19 protein-coding genes are annotated in these 19152 nt (G+C 54.9%); 7 read left to right on the top strand and 12 right to left on the bottom strand.

From position 1 onward, the window contains the following. The first annotated feature begins 3 nt into the window (after window positions 1–3). Window positions 4–1167: a hypothetical protein gene (locus tag CCALI_RS16760; protein WP_016483203.1), complete on the top strand. Its 1164-nt coding sequence runs from the start codon at window positions 4–6 to the stop codon at window positions 1165–1167. Window positions 1168–1220: 53 nt separating this feature from the next. Here the strand turns inward: CCALI_RS16760 and CCALI_RS09175 are convergent, their stop codons facing one another. Both CCALI_RS09175 and CCALI_RS09180 read right to left on the bottom strand, forming a co-directional pair. Next, a complete protein-coding gene (locus CCALI_RS09175) occupies window positions 1221–2300 on the bottom strand; it encodes a Clp1/GlmU family protein (protein ID WP_016483205.1) in 1080 nt (359 codons plus the stop codon). Between the two features lie 5 nt (window positions 2301–2305). Continuing rightward, window positions 2306–3082 carry an LmeA family phospholipid-binding protein gene (locus CCALI_RS09180; protein WP_016483206.1) on the bottom strand — a complete coding sequence of 259 codons (777 nt, stop codon included), beginning with the start codon at window positions 3080–3082 and terminating at the stop codon, window positions 2306–2308. A gap of 179 nt (window positions 3083–3261) precedes the next feature. Between CCALI_RS09180 and CCALI_RS09185 the strand changes: the two genes are divergently transcribed. Together CCALI_RS09185 and CCALI_RS09190 are read left to right on the top strand one after the other, a co-directional pair. Then, window positions 3262–3741, top strand: a complete 480-nt coding sequence (locus CCALI_RS09185; protein ID WP_016483207.1) for a hypothetical protein — start codon at window positions 3262–3264, stop codon at window positions 3739–3741. 21 nt (window positions 3742–3762) lie between these two features. Further along, window positions 3763–4734 carry a tyrosine recombinase XerC gene (locus CCALI_RS09190; protein WP_016483208.1) on the top strand — a complete coding sequence of 324 codons (972 nt, stop codon included), beginning with the start codon at window positions 3763–3765 and terminating at the stop codon, window positions 4732–4734. A 53-nt stretch (window positions 4735–4787) separates the two neighbouring features. Here the strand turns inward: CCALI_RS09190 and pckA are convergent, their stop codons facing one another. From pckA to CCALI_RS09215, 5 genes are all read right to left on the bottom strand, one after another. After that, window positions 4788–6353: a phosphoenolpyruvate carboxykinase (ATP) gene (pckA, locus tag CCALI_RS09195; protein WP_016483209.1), complete on the bottom strand. Its 1566-nt coding sequence runs from the start codon at window positions 6351–6353 to the stop codon at window positions 4788–4790. A 191-nt stretch (window positions 6354–6544) separates the two neighbouring features. Beyond that, window positions 6545–7603 carry a recombinase RecA gene (gene recA, locus CCALI_RS09200; RefSeq protein WP_016483210.1) on the bottom strand — a complete coding sequence of 353 codons (1059 nt, stop codon included), beginning with the start codon at window positions 7601–7603 and terminating at the stop codon, window positions 6545–6547. 10 nt (window positions 7604–7613) lie between these two features. After that, window positions 7614–8207, bottom strand: coding sequence for an RNA 2',3'-cyclic phosphodiesterase (gene thpR, locus CCALI_RS15230; protein ID WP_016483211.1), 594 nt, complete (start codon window positions 8205–8207; stop codon window positions 7614–7616). 8 nt (window positions 8208–8215) lie between these two features. Further along, entirely contained in the window at window positions 8216–8722 is a 507-nt protein-coding gene (locus CCALI_RS09210; RefSeq protein ID WP_016483212.1) for a hypothetical protein, read from the bottom strand. Between the two features lie 3 nt (window positions 8723–8725). After that, complete coding sequence (locus CCALI_RS09215) at window positions 8726–9613, bottom strand: DUF6807 domain-containing protein (RefSeq protein ID WP_016483213.1); 888 nt, start codon at window positions 9611–9613, stop codon at window positions 8726–8728. A 96-nt stretch (window positions 9614–9709) separates the two neighbouring features. Between CCALI_RS09215 and CCALI_RS09220 the strand changes: the two genes are divergently transcribed. Beyond that, window positions 9710–10294: a nucleotidyl transferase AbiEii/AbiGii toxin family protein gene (locus CCALI_RS09220; RefSeq protein WP_052572379.1), complete on the top strand. Its 585-nt coding sequence runs from the start codon at window positions 9710–9712 to the stop codon at window positions 10292–10294. Window positions 10295–10552: 258 nt separating this feature from the next. Here the strand turns inward: CCALI_RS09220 and CCALI_RS16955 are convergent, their stop codons facing one another. Together CCALI_RS16955 and CCALI_RS09225 are read right to left on the bottom strand one after the other, a co-directional pair. Then, a complete protein-coding gene (locus CCALI_RS16955; protein ID WP_075060782.1) occupies window positions 10553–10789 on the bottom strand; it encodes an SDR family NAD(P)-dependent oxidoreductase in 237 nt (78 codons plus the stop codon). Window positions 10790–10905: 116 nt separating this feature from the next. Beyond that, window positions 10906–11784 (bottom strand): SDR family oxidoreductase, encoded by an 879-nt coding sequence (locus CCALI_RS09225; protein WP_044949074.1) that lies wholly within the window; start codon window positions 11782–11784, stop codon window positions 10906–10908. Window positions 11785–11902: 118 nt separating this feature from the next. On the opposite strand from CCALI_RS09225, the gene CCALI_RS09230 reads away from it, so the two are divergent. Next, window positions 11903–12481 (top strand): TetR/AcrR family transcriptional regulator, encoded by a 579-nt coding sequence (locus tag CCALI_RS09230; RefSeq protein WP_016483216.1) that lies wholly within the window; start codon window positions 11903–11905, stop codon window positions 12479–12481. 298 nt (window positions 12482–12779) lie between these two features. Here CCALI_RS09230 and CCALI_RS09235 read toward each other — a convergent pair whose 3' ends face one another. Together CCALI_RS09235 and ispG are read right to left on the bottom strand one after the other, a co-directional pair. Continuing rightward, a complete protein-coding gene (locus CCALI_RS09235; RefSeq protein WP_016483217.1) occupies window positions 12780–13361 on the bottom strand; it encodes a DJ-1/PfpI family protein in 582 nt (193 codons plus the stop codon). A gap of 32 nt (window positions 13362–13393) precedes the next feature. Continuing rightward, window positions 13394–14671, bottom strand: coding sequence for a (E)-4-hydroxy-3-methylbut-2-enyl-diphosphate synthase (ispG, locus tag CCALI_RS09240; protein WP_016483218.1), 1278 nt, complete (start codon window positions 14669–14671; stop codon window positions 13394–13396). Between the two features lie 477 nt (window positions 14672–15148). Between ispG and CCALI_RS09250 the strand changes: the two genes are divergently transcribed. Continuing rightward, window positions 15149–18064: an insulinase family protein gene (locus CCALI_RS09250; protein WP_016483219.1), complete on the top strand. Its 2916-nt coding sequence runs from the start codon at window positions 15149–15151 to the stop codon at window positions 18062–18064. A 130-nt stretch (window positions 18065–18194) separates the two neighbouring features. Here the strand turns inward: CCALI_RS09250 and CCALI_RS09255 are convergent, their stop codons facing one another. Beyond that, window positions 18195–18473, bottom strand: coding sequence for a hypothetical protein (locus tag CCALI_RS09255; RefSeq protein ID WP_016483220.1), 279 nt, complete (start codon window positions 18471–18473; stop codon window positions 18195–18197). Window positions 18474–18649: 176 nt separating this feature from the next. On the opposite strand from CCALI_RS09255, the gene CCALI_RS09260 reads away from it, so the two are divergent. Beyond that, a complete protein-coding gene (locus CCALI_RS09260) occupies window positions 18650–19150 on the top strand; it encodes a hypothetical protein (RefSeq protein WP_016483221.1) in 501 nt (166 codons plus the stop codon). The last annotated feature ends 2 nt before the right edge of the window (window positions 19151–19152 follow it).

Here is a 19152-nt window from a genome sequence, read left to right on the forward strand (position 1 = left end):
GCGATGCAACGTATTACAAAATTCGGAATATCTCTTGGGCTCATCGGCATCCTTTGGGCAGGTTGGGGACAGCCCGTCTATGCTAAAAAGCGCGCCTCTCAGATGGAAACCTCCTTGTTGGGCATTCATCTGCTTGCTACCTATCACCAGGTGTTTGCTCGCTATGGGGCCCCTTATCGCGTTATCCCAGCTGGCGTTATGCTAAACGTTATTCCGGCAGTAAATAACCGAGGCGAGATCACCGGGGGTGTCCTGGCCGTCTTCGGCTCCAACGAGACACCTTCTTCCATAAACCGCCCCAACGCAGGCAATGGCATGCCGACTGCCGCCTACCCCGGAGGGGGCATGCCCGGCTACCCAGGTATGCCAGGCAGTTCGCCCTACGGACCCTATGGCCCTCCCACAGGTATGCCGGGTTCTGAAGGGCCGCCCATAGGTGGGCCTTCCTATGGACCGTCCATGCCTTATGGGGGATCCTCTTCTCCTTATGGCATGCCATCGTCACCTTACGGCAGCTCATCTCCCTACGGGGTACCACCCGGAGCGCCAGGTTCCTCCTCACCTTATGGCATCCCCGGCTTGCCCGGAGTGAACCAACCCGCTCAACAGGGCAACCCGACCTTTGCCGAGCTGGGAGGCTATAAATGGGTCTATTTCTATCCGGAAAAAGAGCTGCTCTACATGTTCGGTTTTACCCCTTCAGGACGCGTGATCCATATTCTCGAAGTCGGACGAACCGGTGGACAGCCGACAAGCCGCGGACTTCGCTTGGGCGACTCACTTAAAAAAGTCTACGAACTCTATGGTTGGCCCGATTCTACCGAACAACAGGGCGAATCTATCGCCTTGATTTACAATATCAAACACCATTTGCAGGTAAACGTCTACCACAATCGCGTTATCGCCATTTTCGTGATGCTTTTGGAACAAGATCATTTCGACATGAGCTCTTTCTTTGGTGCTGCCCCGAACAATCCAGGGGGAACAGGACGCACGGCTGGCTATCCTGGCATACCCGGAATGCCTCCTGGAATGCCCGGCGCTCCAAGTGGCTATCCTGGCTTCCCCGGTGCTCCAGGAAGGCCGGCAGGTCGCCCACCCCTTGCGCGTCCAAGTCTACCTAGCCCAGCCGGTGGAGGCGGTTCCATGCCTGGTGGCGCCGACTAAGCGGTGAAAGAAAACGGGAAGTAGACGGGCAAGGAGTCCCTCCTTGCCCGTTTTCATATCTTCTCCCCACGTAGTAGCCCCAGCTCTTTACCTTCTGGGGTAACACGGAAACGTCCAAAACGAATGCGTTCCACCGCACTAGGTACTTTTACAGGGCTAAGAATGCCAAGCTCTCCACGCCGAAAATCAATGGCCTCCAGCAAGCCCATGCCCAGTAGCTGCCCTTCAGCCTCCTCTAGTCCGATCAGAAGATGCTTTAGACGAGGCGCCCTTGTCATGACAACCCCGCTAACCCGCAGTTGGCGCTGAATAACGGAAATGCCAGGTGAATGCGGTGGCAACACCTTATCTGTCATAAGACAAAGACGTCCCGCGAAGGTCTCGGCATAGAAAACACGGGTTTCTGTCTCCAAGGTAGAGCGTACAAAGCGCAAGAGATGCGCTGGTAGCGGGGTACCGCAGCCTAACCACGTGCCAAGCAAGGGCACCTTGCGGAAAGAGTAGGTCTGAAGTGTGGCCTCATAAAAATAGGCAGCAAAGCGTAGAGAGCGGCGCTGCGCACGGAAGAAAGGTGTTTTTCGTCCGATCTCCTCCGGCACGCCCGGAGTGTGTACTTCCCAATGTGCCCCTCGCAGGAGGCGAAGAATAGGCTCCAATTCGCCCGCACGTTGCAGCCCAACAATATGAGCTGGCTGCAATAAGACGGCCAGCGCAACCGCAAGGCGCTGGGCCCCAGCACCTTGAATAAACCCTCCGGTGTCCACAACTTGGGGGTGACCTTGTGCACGCTCCGCAAGCCGTTTCACACCGGTGACGATCTCCAACAAATTGCCCATCGGCATGGTGGTTCCTACAAAAGCAAGCCCCTCCGGCACAAGAGCGGCAAACGTTTCGAGTGGCTTAGTGACATAGGCCATACCGATAGTCCCCGGCGGCCCCACTTCTGACTGCCCGATGTCGGCATCGAGGAAGGCTGACGTTCGGCCCATCACTGCCCAACGATTCAAAAGAAGGCGCGCGAAAGTTGTCTTACCTGTATCGCTTGCCCCCAATAGCAAAACCGTACCGTCGCTTCGACTGAGGTACTCAAGAGTCTCTTGCCATAGGGCGTAGGAAGTGGATGGAACGGCCATGGCTCTCAATTACTGTAGACGACGCCTTGGGAGGCCTCTTGTACACGACGATTAACGGCATCGGCCATTTTACCCACATCAGCATCTCCTTCTAAAAAGAGCTGGCCGGATTGAGTATGTAAAGAGGTAAGACGAATGGGGAACGGTAGGTTTGAAAAGGTTATCGCGCTCTCAAACCTACTTTTAATAAAGCCAAATAGCAGATCGGGCACGTGAATGCCCACTAAGGTAAGACGATCTGGATCTAGCTCAATGCGATCGGGGCCCATAAGGCGTATGGGGCCGGAGATGCTAAAAGGCACTCCGACACCAAGCACGGTTCGCTCACCGGCGATTTGCAGGATGTTATTGGGAAGAATATGGACTTGAAGGTCTCGGAGGTTCAACTCCTCCGTCTCCTGCCCAATGAGATAGAGCGTCAAGGCGTTTTCATCCACGACGGCCTGAAAATGAGCCGAGTCGATATGGCGCAGTTGCTTATGTTGTGTGTCAAAATCTACCCCTTTCAAGTCGAGGTGGAGGTGTTGGAGGAGAAGGCCGTTCGGCAATTGGAGGTCGTCGGCATCAATGAGGACATGAGCGAGTCGGCCACTAAGGGTATTGAGAGGGCTGCTTTCCACATGGACGCGATACGCTTTTGCCGGCCCCAGCAAGCTTGGGAGCGCCTCACGAATGCGGCGCTCCGCCGTACGGTTTATCGGTCGCGTGCAGCCATTCACAAAGAGTAGAGCCACCAGTAGTGTCCCTAGACCTATCCAACGAAGAACCTTTCGATGCGCCACTTTCATCTCCTCATGTGCGCAAATTGCCTTGCTATTCTAGCCTTATCTAGGCAAAATGTGCAATACGGATAGAGGTGCTTAGTTGTATCGCATCTCCGAGTTTCGCGTTCTTAAGAGGATACGGTATAGATTTTCGACAGACAATGGTATACTAAAAATCGAGGATGAGGAGGTAACAGATGGCAAAAACGTTGCGTGAGGGCGACCGCGTGCGAATAGTGGACAGAGAGGTGACCCCTGAGGATGTCAAATCGGGGCTTTTCTACAACCACTTTCGCGGGCTGGTGGGCACTATACAGAAAATCTACGACGAGAAAGAGGCTGCAGTCGTCATCGAAGTGGAGAGCATGCCGGAAAACATTGCTAAACGCCATATCGAGACGGAAGAGCGCATGCGCAGCAAGTGGTTCGATAGCTTGTCCGAGGAGGCACGAAACCGCCTTACACCTCAAGAGCGCATCTTTACCCTGCGTTATGTTGTGCTTGTAGCGCTGAAGGATCTGATTCCCTACTCGGAAACAAAGGCGTCGTCACAAGGCCCTAAAAGCTCAACAACCAAGCAAGTCGAAGTGGCGCCTGTGGAAACGCCGCCGCGCAAGACAAGCGAACAGTTAGATGCCGCTGAAGAGGCTGAATTAGCGAGACGTCGCCGCAACTGAACAGAGAAAGGAAGAGGTCGCATGGAGAAAGAGAGGCAGAACCAAGAGAACGCTGGCAAGGCGCCTGTACTTGATGCCGCTTTGGCCGATGTGCTCCACGGGTTTCTGCAGTATTTGCGGCTTGCAAAAAACGCTGCAGCACACACCGTCCGTGCCTACCGCGCCGACATCGAACAGTTTTTAGGCTATGTGAGCACCCACCCAGAACTTGGTACCCTGCACCTCGTAGAAAGAAACCATGTGCGCGCCTTTCTCGCCGATCTGCAGCAGGGCGAGTACAAACGCTCTTCTTTAGCCCGCAAATTGGCCTCTCTGCGTGCCTTCTGTCGTTGGGCGCTTCGCCAAGGCTATTTGCAGGCAGACCCAACCATCGGAGTGCTGCCTATTAAACAGGAGGAGCGTCTACCGCGCTTTCTACGCGTACGCGAGGTAGAGGCTTTGCTGAATGCGCCCGATGTCTCTACCCCTGAAGGCCAACGCGATAAGGCCCTGATGGAGTTGCTCTACGCCTCCGGCATTCGTGCCGGAGAAGCGCACTCTCTCGACATAGATGATCTCGACCTGGTCAACGAGCAGATCCGTATAAGGCAGGGCAAGGGTGGTAAAGACCGCATGGCGTTTCTTGGTCGTGCCGCCGTTGAGGCGCTTCAACTCTACCTTGCGGATGGCCGCCTGCGTCTCGCTGCCGCCAATACCGGCTCGCCCGACCCCGCCGTGTTCTTGAATCGCTTCGGAAAGCGACTTTCGGATAGAGGCATCCGGCGTATCTTCGATCGCTACTGCCTTGCCGCCTCCCAGCGCCTAAAAGTCACTCCACACACCCTACGACACAGCTTTGCGACTCACCTGCTTGAAAATGGCGCCGACCTCCGTGCCGTACAGGAGCTTTTAGGCCATGCGCATCTCATTACCACCCAGGTTTATACCCACGTAACAACGGAACAGATAAAAGCTGTCTATGAGCGCACGCATCCTCGCGCGGAAGAGGACTGAAACCAGGCAGAGGCGTCTTCTCTCTCGCTTTGGTTTTTTTAAGCCCCCTATCGCTATAAAGCTTCTATTGGAAAGTCGTGTGGAAAGGCCACAGCATAGCGGGAGAAGTTCTCCCGAAAGCGCTGCACGAGTGCGCGCGCCATCTCCTCATAGTTTTTCCTGGAGGGCCAATTGCGCTGAGGGAGCAGCAATCCGGCTGGAACCTTCGGCGCCTGTAAGGGAACGGACAAGCCGAAGAAAGGTTCCGTCTGATACCCCACATTCTCCAACGCGCCACTCAAAGCCGCCTCAATGAGCGCCTGAGTGCACTCCAGTGGGATACGTCTGCCTACTCCATAAGGCCCTTCAATCCATCCGGTATTCACCAGCCAGACGGTAGCTGCATGGCGCGCCAACTTCTCTCGAAACATTGCCAGGTAACGTAGCGGGGAGAGCGGAAGAAACGGCTCTGCAAAGCAAGTGCTAAACACCGCCTGCGGCTCCCTACCTAAACCTCGTTCGGTTCCGGCCACCTTAGCAGTGTATCCATTGAGGAAGTGATAACACGCCTGCCCTAAGCTTAACCGGCTAATGGGCGGTAGAACCCCGAAGGCGTCGGCAGTGAGGAAACAGAGGTTTTTAGGGTGGTCGCCCTTACCGCTAACCACAGCTTGTGGGATGAACTCTATAGGGTAGGCGGCTCGTGTGTTCTCTGTATAGCGATCGCTGTCAAAGTCAGGGCGGCGTGTGTCTTTTTCCAGCTCCACGTTCTCTAGCACGGTGCCGAAGCGAATGGCATCCCAAATATGAGGTTCGCTGTCGCGGCTAAGGTGAATACACTTGGCATAGCAGCCACCTTCTATATTGAAAACGCCATCGTCCGACCAGCCGTGCTCATCATCGCCAATAAGTGGCCGATCACCCAAAGCCGACAGCGTCGTTTTGCCGGTGCCGCTTAGCCCAAAGAACAGGGCTGAATCACCTTTTCCAGCATTGGCCGCACAGTGCATAGGAAACACTCCCTTTTGAGGGAGCAGATAGTTCATGATCGTGAAGACCGCCTTCTTGATCTCTCCTGCGTAGGCTGTTCCGCCAATGAGAACGAGGCGTTGGCCGAAGTGGATTGCGATGAAAGTTTCACTTCGTGTGCCGTCCTCTTCAGGCACCGCAAAACAATCGGGCGCGCAAAGCACGGTGAAGGGATCTTCCCGCTGCATTAGAGGAGGCTGCTCGGAGCGCAGCAGAAGCTGGCGAATGAAGAGGCTCTGCCAGGCGTGAGTTGTCACCACGAAAAGCGGCAGAGTATAATGCGCATCCGCGCCCGCCCAGAGGTTTTGGGAATAGACCGTTTGCGAGCGCAGATGCGCTATCATGCGATTCAGCAACCGATGGAAGCTCTCTTCGGAGAGGGGATGATTAACCGCTCCCCACTCGATCTCCGATGCAACAGAAGGCTCATAAACGATGTACTTATCTTGTGGAGAGCGGCCGGTGAAACGGCCGGTGTGGACGACCAAAGCACCATTATCGGCAAGGAAACCCTCCTGATGCCGAATGGCCTCTTCTACCAGCGCAGCGGCCGGCAAGTTATGAACGGTATGCAGGCCAGATAGAACTTCTAGGCCCTGAGTCGTTGGCATTTGAAGACGTCCTCCATTGCACGTCTGCGTGCCCTTATGGCATAAAAGGGTGAGCGCCGTTGCTCTTTAGATTATCGTTTGTACAACCTCTCTTTTATACGTTTAAAATGCCATAAAAGCCCCCTCGTGCGCGAACTTCTTCGCCCCTTTTTCACAGCAGCCCGTATGCAGCATAGAGAGAATAGAGGCGACTATTCCGCTTCGACCTCTTCTAGATCTGCAGCCCCGATCACAGGGACGGCGGAGGCGGTGGCACGAATCTTATTTTCAATCTCATCCAGTATCTCTTCGTGCTCTTCAAGGAACGTGCGTGCGTTCTCGCGCCCCTGCCCCAAGCGAACATCGCCATAGGAGAAGTAGGAGCCGCTTTTTTGCACCAACCCCAGTTCCACTCCCATATCGAGCACACCGCCGGCGCGGCTAATGCCACGTCCGAAGAGAATATCGAACTCGGCCTGTCGGAACGGCGGTGCTACCTTGTTTTTGACGACCTTCACCTTAACGCGCGCCCCAACCGGGTCAGCCCCATTTTTTACCGTCTCGGTGCGCCGCACTTCAAGCCGCACGGAGGCGTAGTATTTGAGGGCTAGTCCGCCGCTCGTCGTTTCGGGGTTACCAAACATAACCCCTATCTTCTGGCGTATTTGGTTGATAAAAATGGCCGCCGTGTTGGTGCGACTGATGGTGCCCGCTACCTTACGCAACGCCTGGGACATAAGGCGTGCATGCACGCCCACATGCGATTCGCCCATATCTCCCTCCAACTCCGCTTTGGGCACAAGGGCTGCCACCGAGTCGAGCACACAGACATCTATGGCACTGGAGCGAATGAGCGCGTCCATAATATCGAGCGCTTCCTCTCCTGTTGTCGGCTGGGAGATAAAGAGGTTATCCACATCCACGCCGATTTTACGGGCATACTCAGGGTCAATGGCATGTTCTACATCAATGTAGGCGCAGATGCCCCCTTTCTTCTGTGCCTGGGCAATACATTGGAGAGCGATCGTCGTTTTTCCAGACGATTCGGTTCCATAGATTTCGGTGATGCGGCCTCTCGGAATGCCGCCCACTCCCAACGCGAGATCGAGGGCGATAGAGCCGGTGGGGATCGCGTCCACGTTCAGGCGTGACGCCTGTCCTAAACGTACAACACTCCCTTTTCCGAACTGCTTTTCGATACCTGCCAGCGCCGACTCTAGCGCTTTGAGCTTTCGTGGGTCTACCTTTTCAAAGGCCTCTTCAGTTGACACGGTCTTCTCCTCATAGTTTCTCTGCGGAGTGCTGCAGAAGGCACTCGGCAAGAGGGGTGTAGATGGGTCCGTCAGGACGTAGTTCACTACGCACAAGTGTACATGATTCTACCATAAAAGAGGGAATCTGATCGAGCCGCTGCCACGAACGTTGCAGGAGAGGCAACACGGCCTCGGCCGCACGCGGGTTTTTCATACGTGCCAGGGTAAGGTGGGCACGGAAGGGGCGATTTTCTGGTGCAATGCCGAGATCGAGTCCACGGAAGGCCTTGTCGAGTGCCCGTGCCAATGTGGCCATTTCAACCAACCCGATCCGAAGGCCTAATACCAACGTATGTGGGGTTCGGGAGTTAGGTAACAGCTCTAAACTGCCCAATGCGGCGGAAAATGTGGGCTGTTCCGTGCAAACACGGGTCGCGGCTTCGACCAACCTCGGCACCACCGGCTCGGCGATCTCCCCTAAAAAACGGACAGTAAAATGAAACTGCTCGTGTCGCGTCCAACGCACCCCGGGGTCAGCCACGGCGTTCTGCAACTCTTTTTGGAAGGCCCCAATAGCATTACGAATAGGGGCAGGGGGAAAGCAGGCAAAAAAGAGGCGCATAGGTTTCTTTAAGGGGTTAACTTTTCTTTAGCACGGCTCTTATAAAACAAGAGCATCTCCTGAAAGGAGAAGTGATCGGGGTCTTTCGGCTCACAAAAGAAAGGCTGAGCGCTATCTATGGCCTGTAGAGGCTCTGCAATAGGTTCCACTCGATAACAAAAGTGCCCTTCACGCGCCTCCAGTTCCGCAAGGGCGGAGTAGAGCAGACCAAGCAAACATCGGTAGATGAGGATCGCATGTTGATTCGATTGATCGTTTCTGTCCATCTGGTAATCGTAGTACACCCGCAGCAGCAGATGCGCAAGCGGCGCATAGTTTTTCCACACCTCGATACGTTCTAGAGGGTGGATATCGAGCAGCTTATAGAGATAGTCTTCCGGCAGAAGCTGCATGATCAGCGGCCACTGCTGTTCCGGCTGCAGACCCTCAGCCTCTATGAGGGCTTCCGACAGAGGCTGTATGTACTCCTCGTAATATTTTTGCTCTGTTGAAGTTGGCGGACGTTGGGGTGGCATGTTCTACTCACTCCTGCCGACAGGCGATTCCATGGGCTGGTCGCTGCTCTCTACCTGCCGCAACGACTGCAAGAACTCTTCAAAGACGGCAGCGACGCGCCCAGCCTCCACATCTCCCGAATGGGCATACACACGATAGCGCAGGCGCAAGGGGCGGCGAGGCGCAATGACAATGGGCTCCTCCTGAAAAAGTCCAAAGTTCGGCGAAACCGGGCCGTAGTCGCGTGTAAACCAGGGGGTAGGGTAGGCAGGGTTGTCGGGATGATCGAACAGCGCAATGCCACACTGTAGGCGTCCGATTCTGCCGGAAGCATCGATCCAAGGAGAGCGTTGGCCATAGGTTCCTTTTTCGTTGCGCTGGCCAGAGGCGTTTACAAGGGTTCCCCCTGACTTCACCGTAAGCCCATCCGCCAGGCGCACATAGGGAATGCCGGCCTCATTGGTCGGCTCCAGGCTAACCGGTGCGTTGTTGGGCGCTCGCAGCACGATCTCAAAATCGAATAGGCGCGCGTCGGGCGGGGTATCATGAAAGGCAAACGTACGAGTATCTGTCAGCACAACATCCCCCGTGGGACTTATCCAGTCGCATTTTTCGGTGAAGCTGCCCAGCTCACCTCCGCTAACAACCTTTTCGAAGTTACGATGGACGATGCGCCCGCTATTATGGCGCTCCTGCCAAAAGTCGTGTCCGTTTACTCGACTGTGCCCTACCCAGAACCCGTGATGATGGCGATGATCCACAGGAGCGTCGGCTACTAAGGAGAGACCGTTGGCAGCTCGCACGGGGTAAAGGTAGGGCTTCCACAAATTACTTCCGAAGTTGTAACGTGCAAACTCCTGCTCACCAATGCGGATAACGAGCTGCGTTCCCTCCTCGATAATCTCTACCATAACCTATTTCACTCCAAAGTCTGCCTACTGCAGTTTATTGTACCACACATGCCCAGAGCGGGCAGGGTGTGTGCAGCGATACTAAGCGAGGGGCTCGTGCTTCAACGAATTCGCCGACAGCTCTCTTTCGACCGCCTGCTAGCCCGATTGTTTGCTGTGCAGACAGAAGCCCCATGGGTCCTCAAGGGCGGCTATGCTCTGGAACTACGCTTTCGTTCAGCGCGTTCCACCAAAGACAATGATCTTACCCTCAGATCAGGTTTGCTTCCGACAGATGCATCAGGGACTCAGCGCGACAGATTAAGGAGGCGTCTGCAGCAATCCGCTTCAATTGACCTGGCGGACTTCTTCGAGTTTTTCGTTCAACCCGCAACTCTCGACCTCGAAGGCGCGCCAGTGGGTGGTCTTCGCTATCCCGTAGAAGCCGTAATGGATGGGCGCATCTTCGCCAAATTCCATGTCGATATCGGAATCGGAGACGAAGTTGCCGATTCACAGGAAGTAATCGAGGGCGGAGATTGGCTTGCGTTTTCAGGAATACCGCGGCCGCAATTCCTCTCGATTCCGTGCGAACAACAGTGGGCGGAAAAGTTTCACGCCTATACACGCCCCCGATTGGACAGGATGAACAGCCGGGCAAAAGATCTCATAGATCTTGCTGCGACCCAACCAGCACAGTAAGTCCGTTCGCGACCGGTTACTTTGCGACTTGAAATCCGACTCCCTGATTAGCACCCGTTGCCAGTGCGACTGAACCCAAGAAGCGCGCGCTTCGAAGAGGAGTAGACGCTGTATTGAGAACGGTCATGAACGCCGTCCCTGAATTGATGTTCACGATGCTTTCTCCGCCTTGCGCGCGCCTCGGCGGGATCACAGCCTGCATGGCTACGATCGGCACCAGCACATTCAGGTGGGAGATTTCGTCAAACAGGGCGGGATCTATCTCCTCGATCGAAGCTGTATAGCCGCGCCCGCATTGTTGATAAGACCGTCGATGCGGCCATAGGGCTTGTGCACAGCCCGAACAACTTCTCGTACGCGATCAAATTGCGTCATGTCGACGGTCACAGGCAAACTGCCCGGAAGCTTCCGCACCAATTCGTCCGGCGCACCTGTGCTTCGAGCGAGCAGCATGACTCTCGCACCCCGGTCGGAGAGAGCGGCCGCCGTGGACAAACCAAGTCACGATGCAGCGCCGTGACAATGAAAAAGCCACCCTTGATTTGCCTTGATTGATGTTCCGGGTTCAAAACCTAGGTGCGTCGTGCAGCAGAAGCGCCGGCCATATCGGTTTAGTAATAGCGCATATGATGAAGATCGGTGATCAATCCGGGCCCAGTCGGCTGCCAGCCCAATCTCTCGCGGGTCTTGGCGCTTGAGGCCTGAAGGTCGAGAGTTGCGAACTGGGCGAGCCAACCAAAGTGAGACTCTGCTTCATCCGGCGATACCGATTGCACCGGAATTTGCAATCCTCGTCCAATGGCCTCGGCAATGTCACGCAGCGTCACGCCTTCTTCGGCGACCGCGTGATATTTCGCACCGGCTTCGTTCTTGTCCAGCACCAGCCTGTAGAGGCGGGCGACATCTGCGACAGCCGCTGCAGCCCACCGATTACCTCCGTCGCCGACATAGGCCGATACGCCCTTCTCGCGTGCCAGTGCGATCAAATACGTCACGAGCCCCTGCTTGGCCGTGTCGTGAACCTGAGGGAGGCGCACCACCGCAGCATTCACACCCTTCAACGAGAAAGCCGTTTGTTCCGAAATGCGGGGAAACGGAAAATCCATTGGCACGTCCATGTCCTCAGTCGCAAGCTCACCCGGCTTTGCCAGTCCTGCGAGCCCAGAGGTGACGATCAACGGTCTGTTCGAGCCCGCGAGTACAGACCCGATGGCCTCGATCGCACGTCGGTCAATCTCGCAATTTTCCTGAAATTTTGAGAAATCGTGAATGAAGGCTAGGTGAATGACACCGTCAGACTGTTCCGCTCCTTTGCGAAGGCTTTCAAGGTCGGTCAGTTCGCCGCGATGCACCTCCGCCCCCACGGCCTTAAGCGCTGTTGCACCAGCTTCGGACCGCGCGAGCCCTAGCACCTGATGTCCCGCTTCAATCAGCTCCGGCACAACCGCAGAACCGATAAACCCGGTCGCTCCGGTGACAAAAATGCGCATATTTATATTTATGTCTCCTTGACTTGTCGTTCCCAAAATTGTTACAAACGGAGGAGCCCTCCGCATAGCGCCATAGTACCTCAAGGGCGCCTCCGGTTACAATAACTTTTTGAAAAATATGACAAGGTCCGAAAGTACAGACCGCAAGCGACGTGCCGACGCGCTGCGCAATCGCGAGCGTATTCTTGACTTGGTGAAGCGCGAGTTCACCCGAGCAGGTGCAAACGCCAGTCTGGAAGAGATCGCGAAGAAAGCAGGGGTTGGGCCCGGAACCTTGTACCGTCACTTTCAGACGCGCGAGGATCTGCTCATAGCGGTCTATCGGTCCGAAATGGAAACGTTGGCGGTAGCGGAGCGGAACCTTGCGACAACCAAATCTCCTCCTGAAGCATTGCGGGCTTGGTTACTGCTATGGATTGACGCTTTGGAGACGAAGCATATCATCGCCCCGGTGCTAAATACTCTCGCTGGTGATCCAAAGAAGGTGTTCGAGACCTCTTACGCTCAGGTTTATGAAGCGCTTCGAGCGCTAGTGAAACGCGCCGTCGAAAGCGGCGACATCCGTGAGGACCTCGACCCCATCGATTTCCTTCGGGCTATTGTCGGCATCGCCAATGTCTCAGCGGGCCCTGACTGGCCGAAAAGCGCGCGTCGACTGGTCGACATCCTGATTGCCGGGGCACGGCCACTGAAATGAAATAGGTCCGGGCTGGGACAAGGGCCCGCTGTATTACCTTTGGCGCATGGCAGAACGGCCAAGCCCTGTCTTTCAGACACTTGAAAAATTGGTGCCACTAATCGGCCAGATTGCTATCTACGACTCGCAGATGGAAGCCTCTCAGCCAGGCGCTCGAGGCCCGACTCCAGGAAAGGGCACGACTAAGGGGTCAACAGAATGTCTGACGTTTCAATTGAAACGCCAGACATGGCATAAAAGCACTCGTCTTCTTAAAACAGGCCGAGGCTTTTACGTCGGCGGATCGTTCGCAATGCCTCTAGGGTTGAATCTGTGTGCCGAGCAGTTTAAGGAAAGCCGCGATGAATTCGGGGTGTCCTGGCCATGCAGGAGAAGAGACAAGGTTGCCGTCTACAAGCGCTTTATCGGCCGGGATGTCTTGATAGTCGCCTCCAGAGTTACGCACCTCCGGCCCTACAGCAGGGTAGGCCGTGCAACGTCGCCCCTTTAACACCCCCGCTGCAGCCAGAATCTGTAGCCCATGACAGATAGCCGCAATGGGTTTGTTCGTCTCGGCAAAATGGCGCACGATGCTGAGTACCCGAGGATTGAGCCGCAAATATTCCGGTGCACGCCCACCGGGAACGAGCAGCGCGTCGTAGTCGGCGGGGTTTACCTCGTCGAATGTGGCGTTCAGCGTGAAATTGTGCCCCCGCTTTTCACTGTAGGTTTGATCGCCTTCAAAATCGTGCACGGCGGTGCGTACGGTCTCTCCCGCGCGTTTACCTGGGCAAACGGCATGAACCTGATGGCCTACCGCCAGCAGCGCCTGAAACGGCACCATTGCCTCATAGTCTTCCACATAGTCGCCTACCAGCATAAGAATCTTTTTCGATGCCATGGCAAAACTCCTTTCTCACAGCAAAAGCCTCCTTACGAGCCTTTGGAGGAAACGGTTTCCAAAGGAATATCCACACGAATACGATCGCGGAAGTTTTGGGGTGGTGGAGGCGGCGTATAGCCTTCCGGTGGGTCTACCCAACGCCCATCGGCTTTGATGAGCGCGATCAGCTCTTCGACCCCCTTTTCCTGAGGAATGCCGCTTTTGACCTCTTCGCGCCCTCGATAGAGCGATATTTTTCCTCCCGCTTTCCCCACGTAGCCGTAGTCGGCATCGGCCATTTCGCCCGGCCCGTTGACGATGCACCCCATGACGGCAATGTTTAGACCAGCGAGATGGCCCGTTGCCGCCTTTACTTGTGCAAGAACGGTGGGCAGATCGAACTTCGTGCGCCCGCACGAGGGACAAGCGATGAACTCAGTTTTTGTGCGACGTAGCCCTAGAGCTTGTAAAATCTCATAGCATACCGGCAGCTCGTTGATGGGGTCTTCGGCGAGAGAGACGCGGATGGTATCGCCGATGCCTTCGGCCAGCAGGGTGGCGATGCCTGCAGTGCTCTTAATGCGTGCATATTGTCCGTCGCCCGCCTCCGTCACACCGAGATGTAGAGGATAGTCCATGCCCTCCTCGGCCATGCGGCGCACCATGAGACGATTGGCTTGCACCATCACCTGCACACGCGAGGCTTTCAGTGAAACCACGATGTCACGAAAATCGTGCCGCTCGCAGATGCGGATGTACTCTAGGGCCGACTCCACCATCCCCTCCGGCGTGTCGCCATACATCACCATAAGGCGTTCTGAAAGCGACCCGTGGTTGACCCCAATTCGCATGGCAACACCCCGCTCCTTGCAGGCTCGGATCACCGGTAGAAGCGCCTTTTCGATGGCCTCGAGCTCCTCCTCGATCTCCGATTGGGAGTACTCTTCCGTGCGCTGAACCCGCTTGCGAAACACGAACAGCCCGGGATTGATGCGCACCTTATCTACATATTTGGCCACCTCCACGGCGATGTCGGTGCCTTGATGATGCACGTCTGCCACCAATGGCACATCCTGATAACGTCGTTTCAACTCGGCTTTGATCTCGGCTAGACATTTGGCTTCGGCAAGGTTAGGGGTCGTCACCCGCACGATCTCGGCGCCGGCCTTGTGCATGGCGATGATCTGGGCCACGGCCGCCGGCACATTGTGCGTCTCCTCCGTAATCATGGACTGCACAACGATGGGATGATCGCCGCCAATATAGACATTGCCCACGCGAACGGCGCGTGTTTTACGACGTGGATAACTTACTTCCGGCAGGTTCATGATGATCTCGTCTCTCCTAGAAAGGGACATACCCCGCAATGGGGTGTCGCAGCTGTGCTATCATAATTATACTGCCTAGCGTAGCGAGTTGGTTCTTTCAAGGGCATTGTAACAACTTTTAAGGACTAGCGCAGGCCAGAGTCGCTAGAGCGAAAAGTTTTTAAAATTTTTTTCTTTAAACTCAGCGAGATTCGTGCAATTTGGCACGCAAATTGCAGTATATAAAGGTAGAGGGCCTTTGATAACAAATATGAGTGCCGTGCTGCTAGAGAGAGCGGTGCAAAACGCGAAGGTTCCGGACTTCGCGTGCTCCCTCTGGCCTATCGGCAACTGCCCGAACACAAAACAGCCGGATGCAGTGTTTGCTCCGGCTGTTTTTGTTGCCATATTACTCTTTTGGGCTTTGCAAACAACCGCTTCGCATGGCACGTATGAATACCGAAGAATACGAAACCGTACGAAGAAAGAACAAAGGAGATGCAAGCTAGTCACGGTTTTGAGCTAATTAGAGAACAAAACATTCCAGAGATCAACAGCCTCGCACGGCTCTATCGGCACGAAAAGACGGGTGCTCTCTTTCTCTCTCTCATCAACGACGATGAGAACAAAAGCTTCGGTATTAACTTCCGTACCCCCGTTTCCGATTCGACCGGCGTTGCCCATATTTTGGAGCATTCGGTGCTCTGCGGCTCCAGAAAGTACCCTGTGAAAGAGCCTTTCATTGAGCTTGCCAAAAGCTCTTTAAATACATTTTTGAATGCCTTTACCTATCCGGACAAAACCTGCTATCCGGTGGCGAGTCAAAATTTGCAGGACTTTTACAATCTCATTGATGTCTATCTCGATACAGTATTTCATCCTCGTCTGCTCCGCCAAACCTTCGAACAGGAAGGATGGCATTACGAACTGGAATCGAAAGAAGGGGAGCTGGTTTATCGTGGAGTGGTCTTCAACGAGATGAAGGGAGCTTATGCGTCGCCTGAAAACGCTCTTGCGGATGCGGTGCAGGCCTCTCTATTTCCCGATACGATCTACCGATTCGATTCCGGCGGAAACCCCGAACACATCCCTGATCTCACCTACGAGCAGCTACGTGCCTTTCATGCACGTTACTACCACCCCTCCAATAGTCTTACGGTGATGTATGGGGATGATCCTCCAGAAGAACGACTGCGCCTGCTGAACGCCTACTTTTCCGAGTTTGAGCGCCAAGAACCGGCACCAGAAGTCCCTCTTCAGCCTCGCTTCTCAGCGCCAAGGCGTGTGGTGCAACGTTATGCCGTTGGTCCAGAAACGGCGGATGAGCCGAACCGATCTATGCTTACGGTCAACTGGCTCCTCACCGAAACCACCGATATACCTACCATGTTTGCGCTCATGATGCTGGATGAGGTTTTGCTTGGCACCACTGCCTCACCACTTTACAAGGCATTAACCGACTCGGGGCTTGGCGAAGAGGTGATCAGCTGGATGGACCGCAATTTACGACAAGCGACTTTCTCGGTTGGTCTCAAGGGCATACGTTCGGAAGATGCCGATAAGGTAGAACAACTCGTTCTTTGTACCTTGGAAAAGCTCTCCGATGAGGGCCTAGACCCAGGAACCGTAGAAGCCGCCTTTAACACGGTGGAGTTTGGACTCCGAGAAAACAACACCGGCTCGTTTCCACGCGGTCTGGCCATGATGCTGCGCGCGCTCACCGTGTGGCTCTACGGAGGCGACCCCATTGCGGCTCTTGCTTTCGAGCAACCACTCGCCGAGCTACGTGAAAAGGTGGCTCAAGGCGGTTTCTTCGAGGGGCTTATCCAACAGTATCTCCTCTCCAACCCGCACCGCACCACCGTGCTGCTGGAGCCCGACCCAGATCTTGATAAGAAACGCGCAGAGAAGGAGCGCGCTCGTCTTCGCCACACATTAGCCCAGATGAGCGATGCCGAAAAGGAGCAGGTCATTGCGAATACGCAGCGGCTAAAAGAGTTTCAAACAACCCCTGATCCGCCTGAGGCGCTGGCTACTATTCCAACCCTTCATCTCGAGGACATCGAACGCCAAACTAAGGCAGTTCCCATCGAGGTGCTTGAGAGCCGTGGCGTTCCCGTGTTCTATCATGACCTCTTCACTAACGGCGTGCTTTATCTTGACATTGGCTTCGACCTACACACGTTGCCACAGGAGCTGCTTCCTTACCTCGGTCTCTTTGGGCGCGCCCTCCTCGAAACAGGCACCGAGAAGGAAGATTTTGTACGTCTCACACAACGCATTGGGCAAAAGACAGGAGGCATCTATCAGACGCTGCTGCTCTCTTCCCGCCGAAATGAAAAACGCAGTGCGGCTTGGTTCATTTTGCGCGGTAAGGCCACGCCGGCCAACGCAACGGAGCTGCTAGCCATTCTGAACGATGTGCTGCTTACCGCACGTCTGGATGATAAGGAACGCATCCTGCAGCTGGCGCTTGAAGAGAAAGCGCAGCTTGAATCGCGATTAGCCCCTTCCGGATCGGGGTTTGTTGTGCGCCGCCTGCGCGCCCAGTTTTCTGAAGCCGACATGGTTTCAGAGCTTGTTGGTGGTATTAGCTATCTCTTCTTCTTGCGTTGGTTCCTCTCCGCCATGGAGACGGAGTGGCAGACGATCCGTGAAAACTTCGAGCGCATGCGATCGCTACTTCTTCAACGTAATACCATGATAGCTAACGTTACTGTAGATGAAACCCATTGGCTACAGTTCCAACCCCACCTCGAAGCGTTTTTGTCCGAGCTGCCTGAAGGAAGCCCAGAGAGGGCGATGTGGAAGCCTGTTTTTACCCCTCACAACGAGGGATTTACCATACCTGGACAGGTTAACCACGTTGGCATGGCCTTCGATCTGTATGCCGTTGGGTATGAAGAGCACGGTTCCGTTCTGCCTATCCAAAACTATCTCAACACAACCTATCTATGGGAGCGCGTTCGTATGGAGGGCGGCGCCTATGGAGCCGGATGTGGTTTAGATAGGTTATCAGGCATCTTTGCCTTCTCATCCTATCGCGATCCGAACCTAATACAAACCCTCAATAATTTTGAGGGGGCCATTCGTTTCCTTAGAGAGGTCGAGATAAGCGATATGGAGCGGGAGCGCGCTATTATCGGGGCTATTGGCGATCTGGATGCCTATCAGTTGCCCGATGCAAAAGGTTACTCCTCCATGGTACGCCAGCTAGTGGGGATTACCGAAGAGGATCGGCAACGTTTTCGGGAAGAGGTTCTCTCGACAACCCCTGCAGACTTCCGTCGGCTCGGTGAGGCCCTCTATGAGGCCAGCCGGAACTCCGTTGTTGGCGTTGTTGGCCCTAGGGAGCGTATTGAAGCGGCCAACGCGGAAAGGCCAGGGCTCTTCGAGATCGTGCCCGTGCTTTGACGATAAAAGAAAAGCTCCCTCAGAGTTCTTGACAAAAATCCTCTGGGGGAGCTATGCCAAATGAAGGAAAACGGTGCCTGCAAATCGAATTTAGGCTAGGATAGGCAGGGGGCGTAAGTAAAGCTCTTTACTACGATTCTGTGCGTCGTCTCTTAGCAGCTTTCAAGCCCCCAAGGCGACCTATCGCCGCCATGTGAGCGCGATCTTGGGCGACTCGTTTTCCGCCTCTACGCCCTATCTCGGCCATATGGGCACGGTTCTCGGCTATCTTCTGGCCTCCCTTTTGGCCAGCTTTAGCATGACCTTCGGGATCGCCGAACCACCCGCGCCCGCGCGATTTCGAGGTAGAGGATGGAACCTCGCCGATGGTGTTCGGCGTGGCGATTTCGCTCATTGTGTCGGTGATCATGGTACTGCTCCTGCTTCAGGTAGATGGATAAGTGAGAGATGGTAATCGCCTATGGGGTCTCTGCCGACGCCCTAGCTCCCTCACTCAATAGAAATGACGTCTCCACAGAAGCATTCTGTTCGGCTCCTTGATTAAGGTACGATTAAGAAGAGAAGCCGAAAGAGGACAAAACAACAATGAAACGCTTATGGGTTATTGCACCGGTGGCGTTACTGCTCGTAGTGTGGCTAGGAATTCGCTGTCTCAATGCCCGTTGGGCCCCCGCTACGGATGAACTGCCTGACCTCAGCCAGTGGCCACCAGATGCGCAAACGGTAGCGCATCGTTTGGCTTCGGAGAAAGAGATGGCGAAGAAGCGCGCCCTTTTTGCCAGCTTGCTTACGTCACGATTTCGTGATAGGCCTGATGCCATTGCCATTCGCGTCTCTTGGGATAATCCCAATACCATTAAACTCTGTTGTCCGGCGCGCATGGAGCCCTGGAATATGAGCCGTATTGCCCTGATGGTGTGGCGTGAGGCCCGCAACGACCTCGGCGAAAACTGCTCTATTGTCATATTTCATACCTACATTAGCCCCGGACTCATCAAGGTAGGAGAGCTACGGCCTATGCCCCAAAACCCAAATCGTGCCGAGGTAAAGTATAATTTTCATATGACCGAAAACCAACTCTGGTGAGA

It is taken from the genome of Chthonomonas calidirosea T49, from assembly GCF_000427095.1.
In the GTDB taxonomy this organism is placed as follows: Bacteria; Armatimonadota; Chthonomonadetes; order Chthonomonadales; family Chthonomonadaceae; genus Chthonomonas; species Chthonomonas calidirosea.